The following is a 22,227-nucleotide window of genomic DNA, read 5'->3' on the forward strand; positions in this document are numbered from 1 at the left end:
ATATTTTGGCGGTAATCGAGTAACTGACATTTTTCTTAAATGAAATCTTCTTCCCTCGGTAGGAAGAAAAATTTTTGGGGGAAAATATCAGAAAAATTATACAAGTGATAATATTGCATAATATTGCATAAACCGTATATCTCCCTGAGAAAGGAGGTGGTTGTTAGCGAAAAACTTGGGAGAATTAGTCCAGGTGTGTCCGGGTGTAAAACAAAGTGGTAAGTAAAATTAAAGTTTAGAAGGGAGGATATGTTAATGGGACCGGCAGAAATTAGCTTGATTATTTTAGTGATAATGATGATTCTTTATATAACCGAAATTATTCCTTTGGCGGTGACTGCTCTTGCCTCTTGTGCTGCCTTGGTGGTATTTAAGGTTGTTCCAGCCAGTGTGGCTTGGAGCGGATTGTCTAATGACACTGTCTTGTTGGTTGCTGGCATGATTGTTGTTGGCAATGCCCTGTTCGAAACGGGTACAGCTGAATGGCTAGGCAAAACGATTGTCCGTTTTGCCGGCGAGGGCGAGTTTAAAGTCGTTGTGGCCGTTATGGTTGTTACCATGGTTTTATCTGCGTTCTTAAACAACAGTTCAACCACCGCCATGATGCTGCCAGTGTTTGCCGGGATCATCGCGGCTTCAAGCGGTCGGTTAAAATCAAAATACTGGATGATGCCGCTAGCTATCTCCGCAGTTGCCGGCGGTCAGCTCAGTCTGGTTGGTTCAACGCCGCCAATTATTGTTCAGGGCGTGCAAACAGCAGCCGGTTATCGACCGTTTGGGTTCTTCGAATTTGCCCTGATGGGCGGCCCGATCTGCTTAGCATTGCTTATCTACACTTTTACTTTCGGCAAATGGCTTAGTCGGAAGATGTATGGGGAAAACCCTGAACCCAGTCCTGTCATGAAAGAGATGATGCAGTCAGCAGCTGCGGAAAAAGAAAAGATAAGAGACGTCAAAAAAATGTGGATTTCGGGGATTATTATGTTAGGCTGCATTATAGGTTTTATAACTACTAATGAAAAGGTTCTGCCACTAGGTACGATCGCCATGATCGGTGCACTAGCCTGTGTCATTACCGGTTGTATATCGGAAAAAACAAATTATCTCAAAATGGACTGGCCAACGGTATTTGTTCTTGGTGGGTCAATCGGTTTCGCTAGTGGTCTGGAAAAATCTGGTGGAGGAAAGCTTTTAGCAGATGCGATTCTTGGCCTATTTGGCAGCGCAATAACCCCGTTCATCGTTTTTGCGGTAATAGTATTTCTGGGAATGTTTTTAACCCAGTTTATGTCAAACACAGCTGCTACTGCCATGTTAGCTCCAATTGGTCTTGCAATGGCAAAAGCGGTTGGTATGAGTCCACTTCCAGTAATGATGGGCTTATGCACGGCCACAGCCTGCTCTTTCTCGACACCAGTAGCAACCCCACCGATGACAATGGTCCTCGGGCCTGGTGGTTATAGGTTCATTGACTATATCAAGTGGGCGGGACCATTTAACATAATATGTTACATCCTGACATTATTGATCGTACCTCTCATTTGGAAGTTCTAATAGTCTGAATTGGAGGTATAACAGCCCATTTTTTTAAATGCATTAGCCCCTCCAACACATTTTTGGCAGGGGCTAATGCATTTGGTTAATAATGGTATCTCTCGGAACTATGGGGTTTTTCAGCAAACCCTACTTAGCCCGCTTCTTTGCTACGATTGGCCTTCAAATCAGCAAAAGCCATGTGGCAGTGAACAGCGTGAAGATAACGGAATACTTCGGCAAGGCTAGCCTGGTTGTACCTCGAGTCCTATACTGGGGTAGACATAGCCATGCCAGTAGAGACGCCCGTTTGCTAGGCTTTAGCGGGAGTGGTGTATCAGACATGGCATTCGGACACGTTTGGCAGCTATGGCCTAGTACGGGATGCCAGGTACGAATATTTGTATGCTCACCTGAGCACGTCCTTGGTGGACAATGGTCAGAACGTCAGCCCAGGAGACCTTGCCGGTTACTTCAGGAATACCGGTTTTTTTCCACCGGGCCGTACCTGCACTTCAGCGTCAGGGACTACGTGCGCGGGCACCTGCTATCCCTGATAAGAGAATTATTTTTTCTCAGCAGGATTTTGGAAACAAATGTCAAATAGAAACAAAGAAGCTTTCTCCGAATATCAAGCCGAGACGAACGTATTTTACTGGTGGAGTGGGGTCTTCCTGAACCTGTCTATGAAGAAGCTGACGGAGCTCTTTAGTTTAAACCATTTCATCTTATATACCCTCCTGTAACTCCTTCCCTAGAAGAAACCGCTATAAAATACCGCATAGAACGAAACATACATCGAGTTCCCCTTTTATGGTCTCAGGCGCATTATCAATCGAAAGGAGGGATTACTGATCAAACGCAAAGCCATCAAGTGCTAACTTAAGAAAAAATATGAAATCGAGTATAAATGTATCCTTAGTTGTTGCGGGGCCTTTCTGGCCAATTTGGTTTATCTTTTTCGTATTTGGAATTCTTAAATTTTCTTTAGCATTTAGCCCAATATTAACAAACCTTCATAGTCAACCCGTGTAACAGTCAGTGTTTCTACCCTTACCGAGGTTAATACTGGTAGGTAATGCATAGGGGGGGTTGTATGAATCTTTCGATTGATGATGTAAAAAGTGTTTGGAAATGTTTTAGAAAAAATGAAAACAATAATTTTGAGCTTCCACTGGTAAGCAATGTTATTAAAGCGTCATGGGAAAGAAGCGCAAAGTATGGAGTAAATCCTTATCTGAAGTATGCGCCGGTTGTTCTAACCCCTCATGAATTGGCTCTACGAAAGGAACACAGTTCAGAGCTTATAACCCACAGCCTACCAACTATGAAGAAACTACACGATTTTGTGATGGGAACGGGATTTGTTGTTACCTTGACCGACGACGAAGGCTACATAATCGAAATGTTCGGTGATGAAGAGGCCATGAAGTTTACCCAGCCTGGAAAATTTATCGTTGGAGCAAAATGGTCGGAAGATGTTATGGGGACAAATGCGATTGGTGTTGCCTTGGTGGAGAAGCGACCAATTCAGGTGTTTGGTTATGAACATTATAGTTTGTGTGCATTTAATACAACCTGTTCAGCAGCACCGATTTGCGACCCTAATGGTAAAATTATTGGTGTATTAGACCTGACCGGACCATTTGATAGAGCGAGTAACCACACGCTTGGGATGGTAGTTGCTGCGGTAAACGCAATTGAGAATCAAATTGTATTACAGCGGGCTTTCGATGCCAGTGAACTGGCAAACCTTCACAAAACCATTATTATGGAATCAATGTCAGATGGGGTTCTGGTTGTAGACAAAAATGGTTATGTGACTCATCTGAATCGTGCAGCCAGCCAGCTCCTACGACTAGATCCAAGCAAATCAATCGGATGCAACTTGGCGTCGTTATTTGGGAGTAAGGATAACAAAAATGATTATTTCATGGATTTATTACGACGGGGTGTAAATATAAACGATGAGACAGTGACAATTAACGTTGGTAGTGAGAAAGTTAAGTGTAATATTAGCTGTCGTCCACTGGTTTTATCCAATGGCACGAGTAATGGAGCAGTGGCAATTCTCCGGGAAAATAAGCGGATAACTAGATTGGTGACCCGAACGATCGGGGCTCACGCAAAAATGTGCTTCGATCACATTGTGGGGAAAAATACTGCACTTGTTCAAGCAATTCAATTGGGCAAAGCGGCCGCTATGTCCCCGAGCAACGTTTTACTCCTTGGTGAAAGCGGAACGGGGAAGGACTTGTTTGCCCAAGCAATTCACAATGCCAGTGCACGCCGAGCGCAACCATTTGTAGCGATAAACTGCGCGGCGATACCTCGGGAATTAATAGCTAGCGAACTGTTTGGCTACGAGGAAGGTGCTTTTACCGGTGCCCGGAAGGGTGGTAATCCTGGAAAGTTTGAGTTAGCCGATCAGGGTACGATTTTCTTGGATGAGATAGGAGAAATGCCATTAGATCTTCAGGCCAGTCTCTTGCGGGTACTGGAGGAACGTGCGATTGTACGCTTGGGTGGGAAAGAAACGATTCCGGTCAATGTGCGTGTTATTGCAGCGACCAACAAGAATCTACGTCGTGAGATTGAAAAAGGCAATTTCCGAAGTGATCTTTATTATCGTCTTAACGTCATAATGATTGAAATCCCACCACTTCGGGCAAGAAAGGATGATTTGGAGTTACTGAGTATGTATTTTTTACGCAAGATAAACGAACGTCTGGGTCGGCAGGTCGAAGAAATTAAGCCAGAGGTGATGGAAATCTTCCAGCGATATGATTGGCCGGGAAATATCAGAGAACTGCAAAATGTGATCGAACGTGCGGTTCATGTTACGGTGGGTACAGCCATTACTTTGAATGATATACCGATGGAAATCGTAGAGGTTGGTGGAAAGTTCAATGCTGTTAACCAAGATTCAATGTCCAGTATCTCGACATCTGGACGTCAACTGGTTAGGCATATGGAGGAACAGTTAATTCGGTCTTATTTGCAGAAATTTGGGTCCAAGGCGCGAGTTGCCAGAGAGCTAGGCATGGCCAGAAGCAGTTTATATCGCAAGCTTGAGGAGTATGGTATTAAGTGAGCGATGGGTTAGGAGCCAATTCCTGGCCGGTGCAATATTGGCAGCTGCTTTATCTGTCTCGACGGGCCAGTCTTCACTTTGGCTGAGCTTAAGAAATTGCTAGATGAATATTAACCATTTAACGATAATTACCTTACCCTCCCTACCTCTTGATAACCCTCCTATCCTTTTTGACTCTGCCTCCCAGATTTGGGAAGTATTTTTTTTTTTGCCGAGAAGAGCATATACCTGCAATACGGCTGTCCGATATTTGGACAGCCGTATTGTACTTAGTTGTCTAAATATCGGACGTCAAAAGCGTCATCACATTTTCTCTTGATTGACTGGAGAGGCAATTTTTCTTGTTTGTGACTGGATTTTAGATTGGCATGTTATTTGCGTACCTTGCTAGTTAAGGAAAACAATGGACGAAGGGTCAGATGATTGGCGCCAAAATTGGCAAATTGTTAGTGGGGGGTCAAAGTGGATATAGGTAAAACCATTAACGAGATAAAAATCGGGGATAAAGCAAGCGTTACGAAGACTATTAGTGAGACTGATGTGTACCTGTTTGCTGGAATTACTGGGGACTTTAATCCTGCTCACGTTAACAGTGAATACGCCAAAGCCACACCCTTTAATCAACGTATTGCTCACGGAATGCTTTCAGCGGGGTTAATTTCTACGGTTCTCGGCACCAAATTACCCGGGCCAGGAACAATCTATTTGGAACAACAGGTTTCATTTCTGGCACCGGTTTTTATCGGAGACACAATTACCGCTGAGGTTGAGGTCATCGCAAAACTTGAAAAAAATCGGCTCAAGCTTAGGACTACTTGTTATAACCAGAATGAAAAAGTTGTGCTGCATGGTGAAGCTATTGTTATGCCCCGAAGGGAGGTGGTGTAAATGAGCGGGCGACCATACACAGTAATAATCTACGAGAAGGAGAATGGATTGGGACTGGTGACCATCAACAGGCCGGAGGCGCTCAATGCCCTGAATGAACAAGTCTTTCTTGAGCTTGGCCGGGTATTTGACGAAATGGCTGCTGATGACGAGGTCAAGGCAATTGTTTTAACTGGAAGCGGAAATAAAGCTTTTGCTGCGGGGTCAGACATCGGCCAAATGCGATCAATGACTACTCTAGAAGCACGAAGGTTTGCACGTCAGGTTAAAGAAGCTCAGGGCAAGATTGCCTCAATCCCGAAACCAGTCGTAGCGGCAATCAGCGGTTTTGCCCTAGGTGGTGGCTGCGAAGTGGCCATGTGTTGTGACTTTCGAATCGCCGCAGAGAATGCCAAGTTTGGCCAGCCGGAAATAAACTTGGCGATAATCCCCGGTGGTGGAGGGACGCAACGCCTGGCAAGACTGGTTGGGGTAGCCAAAGCTAAAGAATTGGTGCTCACCGGAAAAATTATTGATGCCAACGAAGCATTATCCATTGGTTTGGTGAACCTGGTTGTACCTATTGACGCATTAATGGATGAAGCGAAAAAGTTGGCCAGCAATTTAGCTCAAAAAGGGGGAGTTGCTCTGATGATGGCCAAGATGGCTATTGATCGGGGCGTTAATTTGGATTTAGAAAGTGCTCTGGATTATGAAATCGAGTGCTTTGCGGAATGTTTCTCAACGGCGGATCAGAAGGAAGGAATGGCGGCGTTCGTGGAGAAACGCAAGCCAAATTTTATTGGCAAGTAATTAATAACATAACATATACCCAAGGAGGATGAAGCAAATGGACATTAAGAACGTAGCGGTTATTGGTGCAGGAGCAATGGGACTTGGAATTGCCCAAGTATCAGCTCAAGCCGGTTATCAGGTCAAGCTTCAGGATATTTCAACCGAAGCGCTAGATAAAGCGATAAAAACCATTATCAAATCGCTGGACAAGACTGTGGAAAAAGGCAAGCTTACCGCTGAGGCTCGCGATCAGATTCTTGAACGGATTAAGACGACCATTGACCTGGCTGAAGCTGCTGGGGATGCTGACCTTGTAATCGAAGCGGTGTTTGAAAACCTGAATCTGAAACTCGAGATTTTCAAGAAACTCGAGGAAATAGCACCAGCTCATGCAATTTTTGGCTCAAACACCTCGACTCTTCCGATTACAGCCATGGCCGGGGTGACTAAACGCCAGGACAAGTTCGTTGGTTTGCACTTCATGAATCCTGTACCGCTGATGAAAGGGGTGGAACTGATCCGTGGTCGCCATACTTCCGACGAGACTATGCAAATGAGCCTGGATTTTGTAAAATCCCTGGGCAAAGAAGCGGCGATCGCGGTAGACTACGCCGGTTTCATCGTCAGCCGGGTGCTGGATGCGATGCTTAACGAGGCGGTTAAATGCGTTATGGACGGCAATGATCCGGCTGAGATTGACAAGGCTATGAAGATCTGTTGCAACTTCCCCATGGGGCCATTGGAACTTATCGATCTGGTAGGAGCAGAAATCGTTCTGAACGGCCTGGAGACTATGAAAGGTGATTTTGGGGACAAGTACACACCTGCTCCTTTGCTGAAACAAATGGTAAGAGCAGGAGACCTGGGACGAAAGACTGGACGAGGGTTCTATAAATACTAGTCAACTAAATCATTTTGAATGGGGGCAAAGACGTGCATATAAAGGAACTCTTTGATCTTAGCGGGCGGGTGGCGATTGTCACTGGGGGTTCGGTTGGTCTCGGCCAACAGATGGGAATTGCTCTGGCGGAGGCAGGAGCCAATGTCGTCCTGGCAGCCAGAAAAGTAGAACGGTGCGAAGCGGCAGCGGATAAGATAAAAAAAGAACTCGGAGTCAAGGCGATCCCGGTCCGTTGTGATGTCAGTAAATGGGAAGACGTTGAAAATTTAGTGGCGACTACGCTAAAAGAATTCGGTAAGATTGATATTCTAGTGAACAACGCTGGCGCCACCTGGGGAGCGCCAGCGGTTGACTATCCCTTAAAAGGCTGGCAGAAGGTAATTGATGTGAACATAAATGGGACGTGGTTCTGCTGCCAACAAGTTGGTCGAGTGATGATCGATCAGAAAAGAGGGAAAATCATCAACATTGCCTCGTTGGCAGCTTTTGTGGGGGCTGAGCCAGAAGCGATGGATGCGGTCGCTTATCAGACCAGTAAAGGAGGAGTTGTCGCCCTCACGAGAGATTTGGCTGTCAAGTGGGCCAGATACAACATTAATGTGAACGCAATTGCCCCGGGGTGGTTCCCCACGGATATGACGGATTTCACGTTGCAGAAAAGCGGGGAAATTCTTCTGCGGTATATTCCGATGCGGCGTTTCGGTCAGGACGATGAACTGAAAGGAGCCGTTGTTTATCTGGCTTCGGATGCATCGAGTTATGTCACTGGGCACACGCTCTGCGTTGACGGCGGCTATGTTATTGTGTAAACAGAGGAGGTATATGGTCATGAACCAAAATGATATGGTTATAATTAGCGCGGTTAGAACACCATTTGGAAGATTTGGTGGGTTTCTAAAGGATGTTGATATCTATGATTTGGGTGCCTATGTCATGCGGGCGGCTCTGGACCGGATCTCTTTCCCCGGAGAAAAAATCGATGAAGTCTGGTGGGGGATCGGGGATACCACCAATACCAAGGACCCGTATACACCAGTAGTGGCCCGGCAGTCGCTTCTTAAAGCTGGATTACCACCAGAAACTCCTTCGTGCACTTTAGACAAGGCCTGTGTCTCCGGGATGTCGGCGGTAAACTATGGCATTCGCAGTATCAAAGCTGGGGAGGCCGAGGTGGTGTTGGCTGGGGGAGCCACGAGTTTTAGCACGGTTCCATACCTGGCCCGCAATTTACGGTGGGGTGGTGTCAGGGTTGGTGGCTTTAAGCTAGAAGACCCGATCTTCCCGCTCGGGTATAAGGACTATGCTCCAGTGGCCGTTGATTCTGGGGACGTGGCTGTTGAATACGGGGTTAGTCGGGAGGAACAGGATGAGTGGGCGGTCAGGAGTCACCAGAAGTACGGAGAGGCCTATGCCGCCGGCAAGTTTAAAGACGAAATGGTGCCCTACGAAATCAAACAAAAAGATGGTTCAGTGAAGGTTCTGGAGATCGACGAACAATACCGACCAAATATAAAATACGAAGATTTGGCCAAATTACCAACGATCTTTAACAGTAAAACATGCACTGCTGGTAATGCACCGGGTATGAATGATGGTGCGTGTGCGCTTATTGTTACTACCAGAGGTAAGGCAGAGCAACTAGGTCTTAAGCCTCTCGCGACCATTCTAGGGATGGTCACTACGGCTGCTCAACCCAGATTACTACCTGTGGCGCCGGCGCTGGCCATTGGTAAACTCCTCGAAAAATTCAATTTGTCAATTGATGATATGGACTTGGTTGAAATCAACGAGGCTTTTGCCTGTGTTCCACTGGTCAGCGCGAAGATTCTGGCCAAGAACGACCCGGCTAAATATGAGGAGATTAAAAACAAGATGAATGTCAACGGGAGCGCGATTGCTGTAGGTCATCCCAACACCTGTAGTGGCGCCCGTCTTATGACGACTCTGCTCTACGAATTAAGACGGCGCGGGGGCGGGATCGGTGTCGCGGCCATCTGTGGCGGTCTAACGCAAGGTGATGCTGCTCTGATCAAAGTGGAATAGTGATAGTCCAAAACTCGTTTATCAGTGTTTGATAAAATTCAGCACCCGGTTAATTCTGTTAACCGGGTGCTCACTAGAATACTGTTGAAAGGATGGTTAAAATGACCAAACCCAAAGCGCTCGAGGGAGTTAAGATTATTGATTTCACTCGGATATTAGCTGGGCCATTTTGCACTCAGATTTTAGCGGATTTAGGAGCTGAGATTATCAAGATTGAAAGACCTGGCCCGCCTTCGGACGAAAGGACGTGGATTCCCTTCAAAGAAGGCGAGACTACTTATTTCTTAGGATTAAACCGGGGCAAACGAAGTATAGAATTAAATTTCAAGAATCCGAAGGCTATTGAGATTTGTAAACAGTTAATCAAGGACGCCGATGTTGTTGTCGAAAATTTCAGCCCCGGCACTATGGCCGATTTTGGGTTAGATTACGAAGAACTTAAGAAGATAAACCCGCGGATCATCATGTGCTCGATTTCTGCTTATGGTCAATATGGACCTTATTCCCACCGGGTCGGTTACGACATGCTGGCTCAGGCTATGGGCGGTATGATGAGCATCACGGGTTATCCCGATGGTCCGCCGACGCGAGTTGGTGCCTCATTAGGTGATTTGATTGCTGCTCTCTATGCTGCGATCGGTATCTGTGCGGCTTTACATTACCGGCAACTAACTGGGGTAGGACAATATATCGATATGGCTTTAGTTGATGGAATATTTACTGTGCTGGAAAATGCCATACCAGCGTATTTAAATTGCGGGGTCGAACCTAAGCGGTTAGGCAACCGCCATCCCAATGGAGGGCCATACGACACATATACAGCTAAAGACGGTTATGTTGCTATCGTGGCCTCGAACGAACGGCTGTGGGGTAGTCTGTGCAGACTCATGGGTAAGCCAGAATTGGCCATAGATCCGAAGTTTGATAGCAACGCCTCACGGATGGCGAATGTTGAAGAGATGACCGCGATCATTAACGAGTGGACATCGCAATATACCGTCAAGGAACTGGTTGCCATGCTTGAAGAGGCGCGAGTGGCTTGTTCTCCTGTATATACCATACCACAGATTTGCGCTGACCCGCATATAGAAGCCAGGGAGATGATTTTAGAATTTGATCATCCCAAATGTGGAAAGATCAAAGTTCCCGGCAATCCGCTCAAGTTCTCCGTTACATCCGGTGCTGCCACCTTGCCACCACCGATCAAAGGGCAACATACTGTTGAAGTGCTAAAAGAACTTGGCTATACCGAGGCACAGATTGAGGAAATGGCCAAGTCCAAGGTTACGACGGTATAGCATAGAAGAGCATTTTAACATAAGGGGAGATAACCATGGTAAGTTTTGAATTAACAGAAGAGCAACTGGCTATACAGAGTATGGTCAAAAAGTTCGTGGAAAATGAAATTATTCCCGTAGCCGCGGAGTATGACGAAAAGGCGGAGATGCCATGGCCTATTATTGAAAAAGCGTTTGAAATAGGTTTGTGGCACCTGAATATCCCCGCCAAATATGGTGGTCAGGAGCTGGATGAGCTTACCCAATTGTTAATTTACGAGGAAATTGCTTATGGATGTCTGGGAATTTTCGGTGCCTTCGGTGGAAATAGCCTGGCTGTAACCCCGCTTCTACTTTATGGTACCGAAGAGCAAAAGGAACGAATTCTCGGGCCGTTTTGCACCAAGCCTAGTTTAGCGGCTTTTGCCTTGACGGAGCCAAATGCTGGGTCTGATGCGGCCAGCGTTTCGACCAGTGCGAAGCGGGTAGGTGACGAGTACATCCTCAACGGAACCAAGTGTTTCATCACCCACGGTGGAATTGCCGACCTGCACACCATATTTGCTACAGTTGACCGCAGCAAGGGCCTGAAAGGGCTGACCGCTTTCCTGATCCCGGCTGGTACACCCGGTTTATACATGGGGAAGAAGGAAAATAAGATGGGTGACCGAGCTTCTCACATCGCCGAAGTGATTCTTGAAGACTGTCGGGTGTCGGTTGAGAACCGACTAGGGAATGAAGGCGAAGGTTTCAAAATTGCTATGAAGACCTTGGACATCACCCGGCCCAGTATTGGAGCTGCCGCTCTGGGAGTAGCCAGACGGGCCTATGAAGAAGCTGTGAATTATTCGAAGCAGCGGGTGCAGTTTGGTAAACCAATTTGTGCCAACCAGGCGATTCAGTTTATGTTGGCCGATATGGCGATGGCAATTGAGGCCTCTAGGCTTTTGCTGTGGGAAGCTGCCTACTACATTGACAAGGGTAAACCGAATTCGGCGTTGGGAGCTATGGCCAAGTGCTTTGCCAGTGACACGGCGATGAAGATTACGGTCGACGCGGTGCAAATCTTTGGGGGCTATGGCTATATGAAGGAATACCCAGTTGAAAAGCTGATGCGGGATGCCAAGATTACCCAGATCTATGAGGGTACCAATCAGATTCAGCGTATAGTGATTGCCAGTCAAATCCTGGCCTAGATATCATTACCAAATGATTCCTGATGGGGGGAGCTGTCATAGTTTGCTTCCCCCATAATAACAAGGAGGGTTAGCTATGGATTTTACCCAAAAAACCGTATTGATAACTGGGGCAGCTTCAGGTATTGGTAAAGGGACTGCACAAGCCTTCTTAGACAGAGGTGCTAATATTGCTATTGTTGATATTAATGAAGATGGGCTTAAAACTTTTTTGAACGAGAATGCTGCCCATTCCGACCGGTTGCTGGCTCTCAGGACTGATGTCACTAAAAGTACCGAAGTTAATCAAACGGTAACTCAGGTTATTAAAAAATGGGGGAGAATAGATATTTTAGTCAATAGTGCCGGTATATACAAACAGGCCATGTTGGTAGATATGACAGATGAATTCTGGGATCAAACACAAAAAGTTAACATGTATGGGACATTTTATTTTTGCCGCGCCGTTGCCCGAGAAATGATCAAAAGAAAAAATGGAAGGATCATTAACTTAGCTTCTATTGCTGGGCAGAGGGGCTCTGTAGCGAACAGCCACTATACCACTACCAAACGGGGAGTGGAAGGCTTTAGTCGCAGCATCGCGCTTGAATTGGCTCCTTATAATATTACTGTTAATTGTATAGCCCCAGGAATAATTATGACCCCAATATTTGATGAGAAAATTCTTCAGGAACGTGGGGAAACTTGGTTGAAAAGCATACCACTGGGGCGGTTTGGACAGCCAGAGGACATTGCCAAGGCCATTATGTTTCTGGCTTCGGAATACGCGGCCTATATCACCGGAATAACACTTGATGTCAATGGTGGTATGTACCTACGGTAGTATGAATGTGTTGTATCACTCGTAGCAAGACAAGGACAGCCTAAAAACGTACGGGGAAAGCCGTCGGCGCTGTTGATTTGTTGTGGCGACTTGCAAAGCACGTCCTAGGATATCAAAGAATTGCCTGGGTGAATGATGGTGAACCATCGAAAGGAGGTGTCATCAAAAATTAGGTTGAACTTGCTACTAGTTGTTCCTGGTTGAATAATTCTAAAAAAGCCCGATGGATTTTTAGAATGTTAGTTTGAAGGGGGGTTATGTTATGAACTCTAATCTTCCGGTGACGCCAGATGAGAACGCTCCATTAAACCGTATACAGATTACGGCTTGGATGGTGGCATGGCTAGCACTGGTAATTGATGTCCTGGATTGGCAACTCCTGGCTATGGCAGCTCCTCACATCACCAAGGAATTTCAATTTTCACTGGCAAGTATGGGTACCCTCTTGGGGGCTCCGTTAATTGGCGCTGGTATTGGCGGACTCGTTTCCGGATGGATTGCCGACCGTATTGGTCGAGTTAAAACTATGGTCTGGTGTATGGTGTGGTATTCAACGATGACGGTCCTATTTCCGTTTGTTACAAGTTTTGAGCAGATGTTGGTTTTACGGATCTTAGCCGGGCTGGGTTTAGGCGGCCAGTGGGGGGTTGGTAATACTTTAGTTGCTGAATTACTCCCACGTCGTATTCGAATTGTCTGCTCCGCTTGGATTCAAACGGGCTTCTCATTTGGGCCGATTCTGGCTGCTCTGACTGCTAAGTGGATTATCCCAGCCTATGGCTGGCGTCCGATGTTTTATGTCGGCGCGGTCGGGTTTTTACTGGCCTTAGTTACTAAATTTATGGTACCTGAGCCCCCGATTTGGTTACAAGCGAGGGAAAAAGCTTCGAAAGGAGAACTTAAGCTTGGGAACTTAGGAATGTTTTTCCAGAAAGGTATTGGCAGTCGTTTCGTATTGGCTTTCTTGATGGTGGGTTGCACATTAATCGCTTACTGGTCGTCGATGAGTTGGATTCCTTCATGGTTAGCCAGTGATAAAGGGATGAATGTAGTTAAGTCGATGAACTATATGGTTGTTCTTAATATAGGTGGTGTTTTTGGCTACATGCTCTTTGCCTTTATCGCTGATCGGTGGGGCCGTAAACCTCCAGCGTATGTAGCCCTGCTTGCTTCGACTATCGCGGTTGGTATTTTTGTCAGTATTGATAGTCCAGTGGCTCTGCTATGGTTTGCTCCAGTCTACTCATTCATCACCTATCCCGTATTTGGTTTGTATGGTGGATATCTTTCTGAAATGTTTCCAACTGAAATTCGAGCATCAGCTGTTAACACGATTTACAACGGCGCACGATTTTTGGCGTTCTTTGGCCCAACTTTGATGGGTTTTGTTGCCTCTAAGTTCTCGATGACCTTTGCGATTGGTAGTACAGCCTTCTTATATGCTGCGGCGATAATTCCTTTAATCTTCTTGCCAGAAACGATTGTCAAGAAAAATATCACCGGAGGCCTGCCGACGGTAAGTACTGATATCTAAAAGACAAGAGTCCAACTATAAGATTAGCTAATCCGGTGGGTTGAACAATTCCCCACCGGATTGTTCTTGCAACCAAATATGAAAGGAGGATGCGACTTGACGAACTTAGAAGCAAAACCTCAAATAATTAAGGTTGCAGCGGTTCAAACAAATCCATTGATTGGGGAAAAGGACAAAAATATTTCACGTATCTTGAGACGAATGGAAGAGGCTGCGACCCAGGGTGCTAAATTGATCGTTTTTAGCGAGGCCGAGGTTACTGGATACTGTTATACTCAGCTTGAAGAAGCAAAAATGTACGCTGAGGAGGTACCTGGTCCCTCTACTGAAGTAATACTTCTCAAGTCACGTGAACTCGGTGTCCATGTAGTAGTTGGTTTGCTGGAGTTAGAACAGGATAAATTGTACAACACAGCGGTCTTAATCGGGCCTACAGGAATCTTGGGTAAATACCGTAAAACGCATATCATTCACTTGGGAGTTGATCGATTTACATGTAAAGGGGATTTAGCATATACGGTTCATTCCACGGAAATTGGCCGGATCGGCATGATCATTTGCTATGACTTACGCTTTCCGGAACCATGTCGTGTTTTAGCTCTTAAAGGGACGGATATTGTCGTTGACCCCACGAATCTACCCATGGGCGCTGAAGCCCATATCGATTACTTGTTACCAGCACGAGCTGTCGAGAATCGGGTATTCATTATTGCTGCCAGCAGGGTCGGAGTGGAGAGAGGAACACAGTTTATAGGGAGAAGCTCCATTGTTGAGCCCAGTGGTAAGATCCTTGCCCAGGCGACAGGGGATAAAGAAGAGATTATTTATGCCGAACTTGATCTGTCCAGAGCCCGGGCTAAAGGAAGTGTGATTAAACCTGGTGAATATGAATTTGATATCTTTAAAGATCGGCGCCCCGAATTATACAGTGCGATCGTGGCTCCGATAACTAGAAATAGTCATACTGAAATTCCTTGTCGATGCAAGCAGTGACTGGGATTCCGAGAACTGCCTCAAAGCTGTCTCATTATCAGACAGCAGGACACCGGAGTGTCTTATAATTGGACAGCCTTTTTCGAAAGATTTTGATTTTATATAATATTAAATTTAGGCCCGGCCATAATGGCACGGGCTTTGCTAATGTTTGAAAATTACAATAGTACAAGTATTTTCAAAAAATCCTTCGATAAAGGAAGTCCATTTAGTTAAAGTTGTTGAGTGCTTGTCTGGACAAATATCTAAACCTTATTGCAAAAGGAGGTGTTTCTGTAGACTTCGATACGTGTTTTTTGTCTTTCAGTTAATTCGAAGCATCTTATTTAGGAGGACACCTTTCGTGAAGTTTGAGTTAAGAAAGGGGGATTATTAGGGGCACATGGGTGAGATTGTTCGGATAAACCTCAATCAAGGAACGGTATCGAAGGAAGTCATACCAGCCGTCTGGCAGCGTCTGGGTGGACGAGGATTAACCTCTGCGATTATTGCCGCTGAGGTACCTCCTACCGCAGATGCTCTTGGGGACAGCAATAAACTGGTTATTGCCCCCGGGTTATTGACGGGGACAGTGGTGCCTTGTTCGGCACGTATTTCCATAGGTGCCAAAAGCCCGCTCACTGGCGGGATAAAGGAATCCAACGCTGGTGGGACAGTTGCGCGTAAGCTAGCTCGACTCGGTATCCGTGCTTTGGTCCTAGAAGGTCAATTAGAAACGCTTAGTATTATCTTTGTTGGGAAAGGTAAGGTTGAAATATTTTCAACCCCTGAACTAGAAGGTAAAGGGAACTACGCTACGGTCGAAACCTTGAAACAGCGTTTCGGAGATGAGGTAGGGATTATTTCTATTGGCCCAGCTGGCGAACGACTATATGGCTTAGCTACGGTAGCGATTACCTCACCTGATGGGTATCCTTCCCGGCACTGTGGCCGCGGAGGGATGGGTGCGGTCATGGGCTCAAAAAAGGTGAAAGCAATTGTAATCGATGACAATGGCGCTGATGATGTTCCGTTAAATATTGCTGATAAGGAAACCTTTAATCAAGTCGCCCGTGAATGGGCCAAGGCGATGGTCGAAAGCAAGAAAACCTTGACCAATTTAGGAACAGCGTTTCTGGTTAATGTGATTGGTAACATCGGTGCGTTACCTACCCGTAACTTTACCCGTGGAACCTTTGAAGGCGCCTCCAAGATCAATGGGGATGCCTTGGCCGAAACGATTAAAACCCGAGGTGGCAAAACGGGACACGCCTGTTCACCCGGGTGTGTCATACGCTGTTCCAATGTCTTTGTTGATGAAAAAGGGGATTATGTAACCTCTGGTTTAGAGTATGAGACAATTACCCTACTCGGGGCCAACCTGGAAATCGATAATCTGGATGTTATTGCTCAGATGGACCGGTTGTGTGACGATTACGGGATGGACACCATGGAGACAGGTAACGCCCTCGGGGTAGCCATGGAGGCGGGACTAATCAGCTTTGGTGACTCAGAAGGTGCCATTAAACTAATTCACGAAATGGGCAAAGGTACTATTCTGGGTCGAATTCTGGGACAGGGCGCAACAATCACTGGCAAAGTGCTTGGGATCAAGCACGTTGCAGCAGTAAAAGGACAAGGGATGGCAGCGTATGACCCACGTGGTATGAAAGGAAACGGAGTTACGTATGCTACCTCTCCCATGGGAGCAGACCATACGGCGGGTAATGCCCTCCCTGGTCGACTGGGCAACGATCCGGCCAGTGCGGCTAACCAAATTCAGGTCTCGCGTGATCTACAAATCATGTCAACAGTTGTAGACACGATGGGGCTGTGCCTCTTTGTTGGCCCACTGCCGCCTGAAATGGGGATTATCGCCCAATTATTGACGGCAGCAGAAGGTCAACCAGTGTCTTTAGATGATGTGTTAGCCTTGGGCCGACAGGTTATCGCCATTGAACGGCAGTTCAACTTGGAAGCTGGACTTGGCAAGACGAGTGATCGGTTGCCTGAGTTCATGAAGAAGGAGGCTCTCTCACCTAAGGGGCTAGTATTTGATATCCCTGATGAGGATTTAGACAAGGTGTGGGAGGCATGATCCGTGTCATCGCCCACGGGATCATACGTGAGGCACTAGGGGCGAAGGAAATATATTTCCCCCTACCCGACCCTCCAATAGTGGAAACGCTCATTAAACAATTAAAGTTAACTGGTGTTGTTGGCCTGGTAATTGTCAATGGCGAATACAAACATAATCAGTCTATATTGAAACCCAATGACGAGGTCAACCTCTACCCTATTTTAGAAGGAGGATAAGGATAATTATGAATACCTTTAGTTATTATCTTCCGACCAAAATCGTCTTTGAAGTAGGAGCAGTCAAATCGAAGCTAGCTGAAGAAACCAAAATTTTTGGCGAGAATGTATTGATTGTAAGTGACCCCGGAGTTGTTGGGGCGGGGCTACTTAAATCTGTGGAAGAAGCATATCAAAGTGTCGGGATCAAATACAGTATTTTCAGTGACGTTGAGCCCAACCCGAGTACCGAGACAGTGATGAAGGCTGCAGCCGCAGGTGAACAGATTAATGCTACGGTCGTCTTGGCAGTAGGTGGTGGCAGCCCGATTGATGTGGCCAAGGGAGCGGCGATTATCTTGACCAATGGCGGTCACATCAATGACTACAACGGGATTAACAAAGTTCAAAAGCCAACACTGCCGCTGATCTGTGTACCCACTACGGCTGGTACAGGTTCAGAGGTCACCCCCTTTGCGGTGATCACGCAACGAGAAAATAAATACAAGATGACTATAGGGAGTCCATACTGTTTACCGAAGGTGGCTCTGCTTGACCCGTACATGGTGAGCACGGTACCGTCTAAGGTCGCGGCTGCCTGTGGGATGGATGCCCTTACTCATGCTATTGAATCATACGTAAACAAGGTAGCTTCACCGATTACTGATGCACTGGGTGCTCAGGCTATGCGGATGATCCACCAGCATCTGCGGGCCTACGTGGCAGATCGCGGTAACATCGAGGCGGCCAGTGGGATGATTGTAGCCAGTCTTTTAGCGGGGATAGCTTTTGGGGTAGCCAGACTGGGCAATGTTCATGCCATGGCCCATCCACTGGGCGGGTTCTTCGATGTCCCTCACGGTGTAGCCAACGCAATCCTCTTGCCCAAAGTAATGGCCTGGAATCTGATTGGCGCGATCGATAAATTTGCCGAAATTGCCGTGTTCCTGGGCAAAAACATTCATGGGCTAAGCAAGATGGAAGCTGCTCGCGCTGCAGTAGCTGCGGTTGAGGAATTGATGGCCGATATTGAGATTCCCAAGAGCCTCTCAGAAGTGGGAGTCAAGGAAGAAGCCATACCCGCTATGGCTATTGACGCCATGAAAAGTGGTAATGTGCTGATTAACCCTCGAACAACCTCGGTCAAAGATATCGAATATCTTTTCAGGATTTCAATGTAAACTCAGTTGCGCTGTACGGGGTGATAGACGATTCGTCAAAGGCTAATCACCTGCTTGCTTTAGACTCCGTAACCGATCGAACATGTTGTAGGGAGGTAAGACAATGAATGTTAAGTTGGGCGATAACAATATAGTTCCGCAAATACAAAAACCTGCATCAAATTACCGTTACTGGGCCGTGTTACTGATATCATTGGCTATAACCATTAACTACATTGACCGGGTCAACCTGGCAGTAGCGGCACCAGATTTGAGAAAGGCCTTGAACCTATCAGCTTCTGAAATGGGTGTGCTCATGTCAGCCTTTTTCTGGTCCTACACCCTGACGATGATCCCCGCTGGGGCGCTCTTGAATAAATTCGGCCCGAAATGGGTAATGTTTTTTTCCTGCTTTGGTTGGGGCGCGGTGACTATGCTTACTGCGGCTGTCAGAGGATTTGGTACATTTATGGCGGTTCGCATTGGTTTAGGACTGACAGAAGCGCCTGGCTTTCCAGCCGGTGCACGGGTTGTTTCGGTGTGGACGCCGAAACGGGAAAGAACATTTTGTTCTGCCTGTTTTGATTGCTGTGCCCGTGTTGGTAATGCTTTTGCTCCACCCCTAGTAGCCTTGATTATTGTCCATTGGGGCTGGAAGATGTCCTTTGTTATTACAGGTGCAATTGCCGTAGTTTACAGTTTTATTTGGCTTCTTGCTTATAAAGATCCTGATGAACATCCAAAAGTGACTAAATCAGAACTTGACTATATTCGGCAGGATGAATTAATTAGCGACGAAGGCCATGTCATAGTCAAACCGATACCGATGTACAGACTTTTCACATATCGAGTGGTAGTCCAAGTCTGTATTGCTTATGCCTTATACCTGTATGTTTGGACAGCCTTTAACTACTGGGTGCCTTCATATTTGATGGCTGCTAGAGGTCTAAGCCTTAAGGCGATGGGTTTTGCGGCTATGTATCCTTATATTGCTGGGGTAACTTTAGAATTAATTGGCGGTGCTGTTTTTGACCGATGGTACCGGAGCGGAGCAACGATCACGACTTTGAGACGCACCGGGATGTCGATTGCGATGATCGGGGCAGCAGTGTTCCTCTACATGACCATGCAAGCCACTACAGCAAATGCGGCTATATTCTGGTTGACTTGTACAATGGGCATCTTTTCATTCGGAGCTTCCAATGTTTGGGCCATACCCAGTGATATCGCTCCCTATGGTCAAGCTGGTGGAGTTGGTGGAGTGTATAACTTTGTCGGTAACTTTGGTGCCTTGGTTGCGCCCATGGTATCCGGGTTCATGGTTGACTCGAAATTTGGATACAACGGAGCTTTTTGGGTCTGTGTTGCCTGTGCTGTCGTGGGTGCCTTGCTTTTTGCGACAAACAATTATGATCGTTTAGAACCCAAGGCGGCTGATAAGTGATAACTAAGTAAATATAGCCAATGAGGTGATGAATTTGGAACTGAGCCTTAGATTAGACGGTAAGGTAGCGATTGTTACCGGCGGAGCTAACGGGATTGGCAATGGAATGGCTAGGGGATTGGCGTCTGTCGGTGCCGTGGTTGTTATCGCCGATATCAATGCTGAAGAGGCAGAAAAAGCAGCCAAAACTATCGTTGCTGATGGTGGTAAAGCTGTTTCTTATGAACTCGACGTGACCAATAGCCAACAGTTTAAATCCGTGGTCGATTCTGTCGTGGAACAATTTGGTAGAATCGATATTTTAGTGAATAATGCTGGGATAAATCGGCGCAACCTTTGTATCAATATGCCCGAAGAAGATTGGAAGAAGATCATCGATATCAATCTTACCGGCGCTTGGATTGGGTCCAAGGTAGTAGCCCCGATTATGATGGCGCAAAAAAGCGGTAAGATAATTAACATCTGTTCAATTATGGGCTTTGTGTCACTACCGGAATTGACAGCATATTCGGCGAGTAAGGGTGGCATCATGCAATTGACCAAGGCCTTGGCCCTAGAACTGGTTGACTACAATATTCAGGTAAATGCGGTGGCGCCTGCTTATATCTTGACTAATTTAACCGAGAAGCTGAAAGCCAACAAAGAAATGTATGAAGACTTGATTAGAAGGACTCCCATGAAGAGGTTTGGGACGATTGAAGAAGTTGCCGGTCCAGTGGTATTTTTAGCCTCTGACCTGTCCAACTATATGACCGGTCATACCATGGCAGTAGACGGTGGTTGGTTGGCCTGGTAATCCAGTTGTGTTAGTCTGTTTAAGACCTGAGACAGGAGGGTCAACAGAATGATTGTGCATATTGTTCTGCTCAAACTTATTGACCCAAGTCCCGAAAACGCTACTTTAGCCAGAGATCTTTTATTAAACATGAAGGGAAAGATTCCTTCTTTACGCTACCTTGAGACGGGAATTAACATTGTTCCGACTCAAAGGTCTTATGATCTGGCCTTGGTGACGAAGTTTGATTCCTTAGAGGACCTGAAGGCTTATCAAACACATCCCGTTCATGTTGAAGTATTAAAATATCTGACCACAGTCACAGAATCGATAGTAACAGCAGACTATGAATCATCAGAATAAATGATATTTTGAGTTTTTACGGTTTTGTTGGTGGGGAAGCTGCTTAAGCCACTTCCCTACCAATTAGCTCGGCTTACAGATGGTCATTACCTTTACTATATAGAAAGATGGAGGGCGATTCCTATGGGCAATTGGGTAATCGCAGCACTTTTGATATTGGGGTATTTTTTTTTCTGTGGACACAGAAAACTAAAAGAAATTAAAAGAGTCGAAACGATGGTAAAAGCGGAGAATAAAAATATGGAAGTTTTTGGTTCTGTAACTTACCATGGCGGGTTTCCTCCCATGCCTAAGCCATCGCATTTAAGTGTAGGTCTATCCGATGAGTACCTGGTGCTTTATGATCGAAAAGGAAATTATGGCCGGGTCTATTTTGACAGGTTTAAGAATATCGAGAAATTTACTACTCGCACTGAAGCGGACCTGAAAGGCAAAAGTGTGGTGTTTTGGGGACCGCTAGCCCCCCTGGTATTTAGAGCAAAGATTAGACACTTTGTTGTGATTAACTATATTGATATTAATGATGAGGAAAACAATATCCTTCTTGAGACAAAAGAACTGCCCGAGCAAAAAGAATTGTACAACCGTCTAAAAAGTGCTAAACGTAAGTATAAATGGTCGAGGCACGGGTTGACCCAGGGCTCTGGCGAAAGCATAGTAAATTTAACAGAACAAATGATTTGAAGAAGGTCTTATAGAAAAAAACAATCATATATGTAAAATAATCCCTGGATATTTCTTTGGAATAAAGATGGCTCACTTCCCAGCATTAACAGTTGATTGGCCGTGATTAAGAATGTTCAAAATTCCGACACCAGGTTTTGCCTGGTGTTTTTATTTTTAAGGGGTGATTATGTGATTTGCGCAGTGACAGGTGTCAAAGAAGTCGGCGAGGATGGCTACATCGCGGTCATATCTCCCCGTCTTTAGGTGAGGAAGAGCAGAACCTGGTGCAGGCCTCTCGGGACTTTCGGTAGGAATGGCATATGAGAACATTTGGAAGAGCTTATTGCTGTACAAATGACAAATGGCCGAGTAAAATTTCAGTAGGCACCAGAAGGGGATCAGCCCCCTGAAAAAGAAATGAGACCTCGCCCAAAAAAACACCCAAAGTCAAACTAAAGGAGTGTGAGGTCTCATGTTAAATATTCGCCA

General features: G+C 46.1%; 19 protein-coding genes. All 19 read left to right on the forward strand.

The window, feature by feature from the left end:
- Positions 1 to 255 precede the first annotated feature (255 nt).
- The 19 genes from HPY81_08870 to HPY81_08960 all read left to right on the forward strand — a co-directional run bounded on the left by HPY81_08870 (position 256) and on the right by HPY81_08960 (position 21,756).
- Complete coding sequence (locus tag HPY81_08870; protein ID NPV27532.1) at positions 256 to 1,554, forward strand: SLC13/DASS family transporter; 1,299 nt, start codon at positions 256 to 258, stop codon at positions 1,552 to 1,554.
- Positions 1,555 to 2,629: 1,075 nt separating this feature from the next.
- A complete protein-coding gene (locus tag HPY81_08875) occupies positions 2,630 to 4,627 on the forward strand; it encodes a sigma 54-interacting transcriptional regulator (GenBank protein ID NPV27533.1) in 1,998 nt (665 codons plus the stop codon).
- Between the two features lie 468 nt (positions 4,628 to 5,095).
- Positions 5,096 to 5,515: a MaoC family dehydratase gene (locus HPY81_08880; protein NPV27534.1), complete on the forward strand. Its 420-nt coding sequence runs from the start codon at positions 5,096 to 5,098 to the stop codon at positions 5,513 to 5,515.
- Complete coding sequence (locus HPY81_08885; protein ID NPV27535.1) at positions 5,516 to 6,307, forward strand: crotonase; 792 nt, start codon at positions 5,516 to 5,518, stop codon at positions 6,305 to 6,307.
- A 37-nt stretch (positions 6,308 to 6,344) separates the two neighbouring features.
- Positions 6,345 to 7,190: a 3-hydroxyacyl-CoA dehydrogenase family protein gene (locus tag HPY81_08890; GenBank protein ID NPV27536.1), complete on the forward strand. Its 846-nt coding sequence runs from the start codon at positions 6,345 to 6,347 to the stop codon at positions 7,188 to 7,190.
- A 32-nt stretch (positions 7,191 to 7,222) separates the two neighbouring features.
- On the forward strand, positions 7,223 to 7,999 hold the full coding sequence (locus HPY81_08895) for an SDR family oxidoreductase (protein ID NPV27537.1): 777 nt from the start codon (positions 7,223 to 7,225) through the stop codon (positions 7,997 to 7,999).
- Between the two features lie 13 nt (positions 8,000 to 8,012).
- A complete protein-coding gene (locus HPY81_08900) occupies positions 8,013 to 9,233 on the forward strand; it encodes a thiolase family protein (GenBank protein NPV27538.1) in 1,221 nt (406 codons plus the stop codon).
- A 101-nt stretch (positions 9,234 to 9,334) separates the two neighbouring features.
- Complete coding sequence (locus tag HPY81_08905) at positions 9,335 to 10,531, forward strand: CoA transferase (GenBank protein ID NPV27539.1); 1,197 nt, start codon at positions 9,335 to 9,337, stop codon at positions 10,529 to 10,531.
- Positions 10,532 to 10,566: 35 nt separating this feature from the next.
- Complete coding sequence (locus HPY81_08910; protein ID NPV27540.1) at positions 10,567 to 11,706, forward strand: acyl-CoA dehydrogenase; 1,140 nt, start codon at positions 10,567 to 10,569, stop codon at positions 11,704 to 11,706.
- Positions 11,707 to 11,782: 76 nt separating this feature from the next.
- Positions 11,783 to 12,529 carry an SDR family oxidoreductase gene (locus HPY81_08915; protein NPV27541.1) on the forward strand — a complete coding sequence of 249 codons (747 nt, stop codon included), beginning with the start codon at positions 11,783 to 11,785 and terminating at the stop codon, positions 12,527 to 12,529.
- A 262-nt stretch (positions 12,530 to 12,791) separates the two neighbouring features.
- A complete protein-coding gene (locus HPY81_08920) occupies positions 12,792 to 14,063 on the forward strand; it encodes an MFS transporter (GenBank protein ID NPV27542.1) in 1,272 nt (423 codons plus the stop codon).
- 96 nt (positions 14,064 to 14,159) lie between these two features.
- Positions 14,160 to 15,056, forward strand: a complete 897-nt coding sequence (locus HPY81_08925) for a carbon-nitrogen hydrolase family protein (GenBank protein NPV27543.1) — start codon at positions 14,160 to 14,162, stop codon at positions 15,054 to 15,056.
- Between the two features lie 382 nt (positions 15,057 to 15,438).
- Positions 15,439 to 17,133, forward strand: coding sequence for an aldehyde ferredoxin oxidoreductase (locus HPY81_08930; protein ID NPV27544.1), 1,695 nt, complete (start codon positions 15,439 to 15,441; stop codon positions 17,131 to 17,133).
- Positions 17,130 to 17,351 (forward strand): hypothetical protein, encoded by a 222-nt coding sequence (locus tag HPY81_08935; protein NPV27545.1) that lies wholly within the window; start codon positions 17,130 to 17,132, stop codon positions 17,349 to 17,351. The genes HPY81_08930 and HPY81_08935 overlap by 4 nt, the downstream gene beginning before the upstream one ends.
- 8 nt (positions 17,352 to 17,359) lie before the next feature.
- Positions 17,360 to 18,511 carry an iron-containing alcohol dehydrogenase gene (locus HPY81_08940; protein NPV27546.1) on the forward strand — a complete coding sequence of 384 codons (1,152 nt, stop codon included), beginning with the start codon at positions 17,360 to 17,362 and terminating at the stop codon, positions 18,509 to 18,511.
- Between the two features lie 103 nt (positions 18,512 to 18,614).
- Positions 18,615 to 19,934: an MFS transporter gene (locus HPY81_08945; protein ID NPV27547.1), complete on the forward strand. Its 1,320-nt coding sequence runs from the start codon at positions 18,615 to 18,617 to the stop codon at positions 19,932 to 19,934.
- 34 nt (positions 19,935 to 19,968) lie between these two features.
- Entirely contained in the window at positions 19,969 to 20,730 is a 762-nt protein-coding gene (locus HPY81_08950) for a glucose 1-dehydrogenase (GenBank protein NPV27548.1), read from the forward strand.
- Between the two features lie 48 nt (positions 20,731 to 20,778).
- Entirely contained in the window at positions 20,779 to 21,072 is a 294-nt protein-coding gene (locus tag HPY81_08955) for a Dabb family protein (protein ID NPV27549.1), read from the forward strand.
- A gap of 123 nt (positions 21,073 to 21,195) precedes the next feature.
- Complete coding sequence (locus HPY81_08960) at positions 21,196 to 21,756, forward strand: hypothetical protein (protein NPV27550.1); 561 nt, start codon at positions 21,196 to 21,198, stop codon at positions 21,754 to 21,756.
- Positions 21,757 to 22,227: the final 471 nt, after the last annotated feature.

This window comes from Bacillota bacterium (assembly GCA_013178045.1).
Lineage (GTDB): Bacteria > Bacillota > Ch66 > Ch66 > Ch66 > Ch66.

Bases quoted from the DNA above. Each gene is read 5' to 3' on its own strand.
- HPY81_08870 (NPV27532.1), top strand. From the start codon at position 256: ATGGGACCGGCAGAAATTAGCTTGATTATTTTAGTGATAATGATGATT.
- HPY81_08885 (NPV27535.1), top strand. From the start codon at position 5,516: ATGAGCGGGCGACCATACACAGTAATAATCTACGAGAAGGAGAATGGA.
- HPY81_08930 (NPV27544.1), top strand. From the start codon at position 15,439: ATGGGTGAGATTGTTCGGATAAACCTCAATCAAGGAACGGTATCGAAG.
- HPY81_08915 (NPV27541.1), top strand. From the start codon at position 11,783: ATGGATTTTACCCAAAAAACCGTATTGATAACTGGGGCAGCTTCAGGT.
- HPY81_08960 (NPV27550.1), top strand. From the start codon at position 21,196: ATGGGCAATTGGGTAATCGCAGCACTTTTGATATTGGGGTATTTTTTT.
- HPY81_08945 (NPV27547.1), top strand. From the start codon at position 18,615: ATGAATGTTAAGTTGGGCGATAACAATATAGTTCCGCAAATACAAAAA.
- HPY81_08890 (NPV27536.1), top strand. From the start codon at position 6,345: ATGGACATTAAGAACGTAGCGGTTATTGGTGCAGGAGCAATGGGACTT.
- HPY81_08935 (NPV27545.1), top strand. From the start codon at position 17,130: ATGATCCGTGTCATCGCCCACGGGATCATACGTGAGGCACTAGGGGCG.
- HPY81_08920 (NPV27542.1), top strand. From the start codon at position 12,792: ATGAACTCTAATCTTCCGGTGACGCCAGATGAGAACGCTCCATTAAAC.
- HPY81_08910 (NPV27540.1), top strand. From the start codon at position 10,567: ATGGTAAGTTTTGAATTAACAGAAGAGCAACTGGCTATACAGAGTATG.
- HPY81_08940 (NPV27546.1), top strand. From the start codon at position 17,360: ATGAATACCTTTAGTTATTATCTTCCGACCAAAATCGTCTTTGAAGTA.
- HPY81_08955 (NPV27549.1), top strand. From the start codon at position 20,779: ATGATTGTGCATATTGTTCTGCTCAAACTTATTGACCCAAGTCCCGAA.
- HPY81_08905 (NPV27539.1), top strand. From the start codon at position 9,335: ATGACCAAACCCAAAGCGCTCGAGGGAGTTAAGATTATTGATTTCACT.
- HPY81_08875 (NPV27533.1), top strand. From the start codon at position 2,630: ATGAATCTTTCGATTGATGATGTAAAAAGTGTTTGGAAATGTTTTAGA.
- HPY81_08900 (NPV27538.1), top strand. From the start codon at position 8,013: ATGGTCATGAACCAAAATGATATGGTTATAATTAGCGCGGTTAGAACA.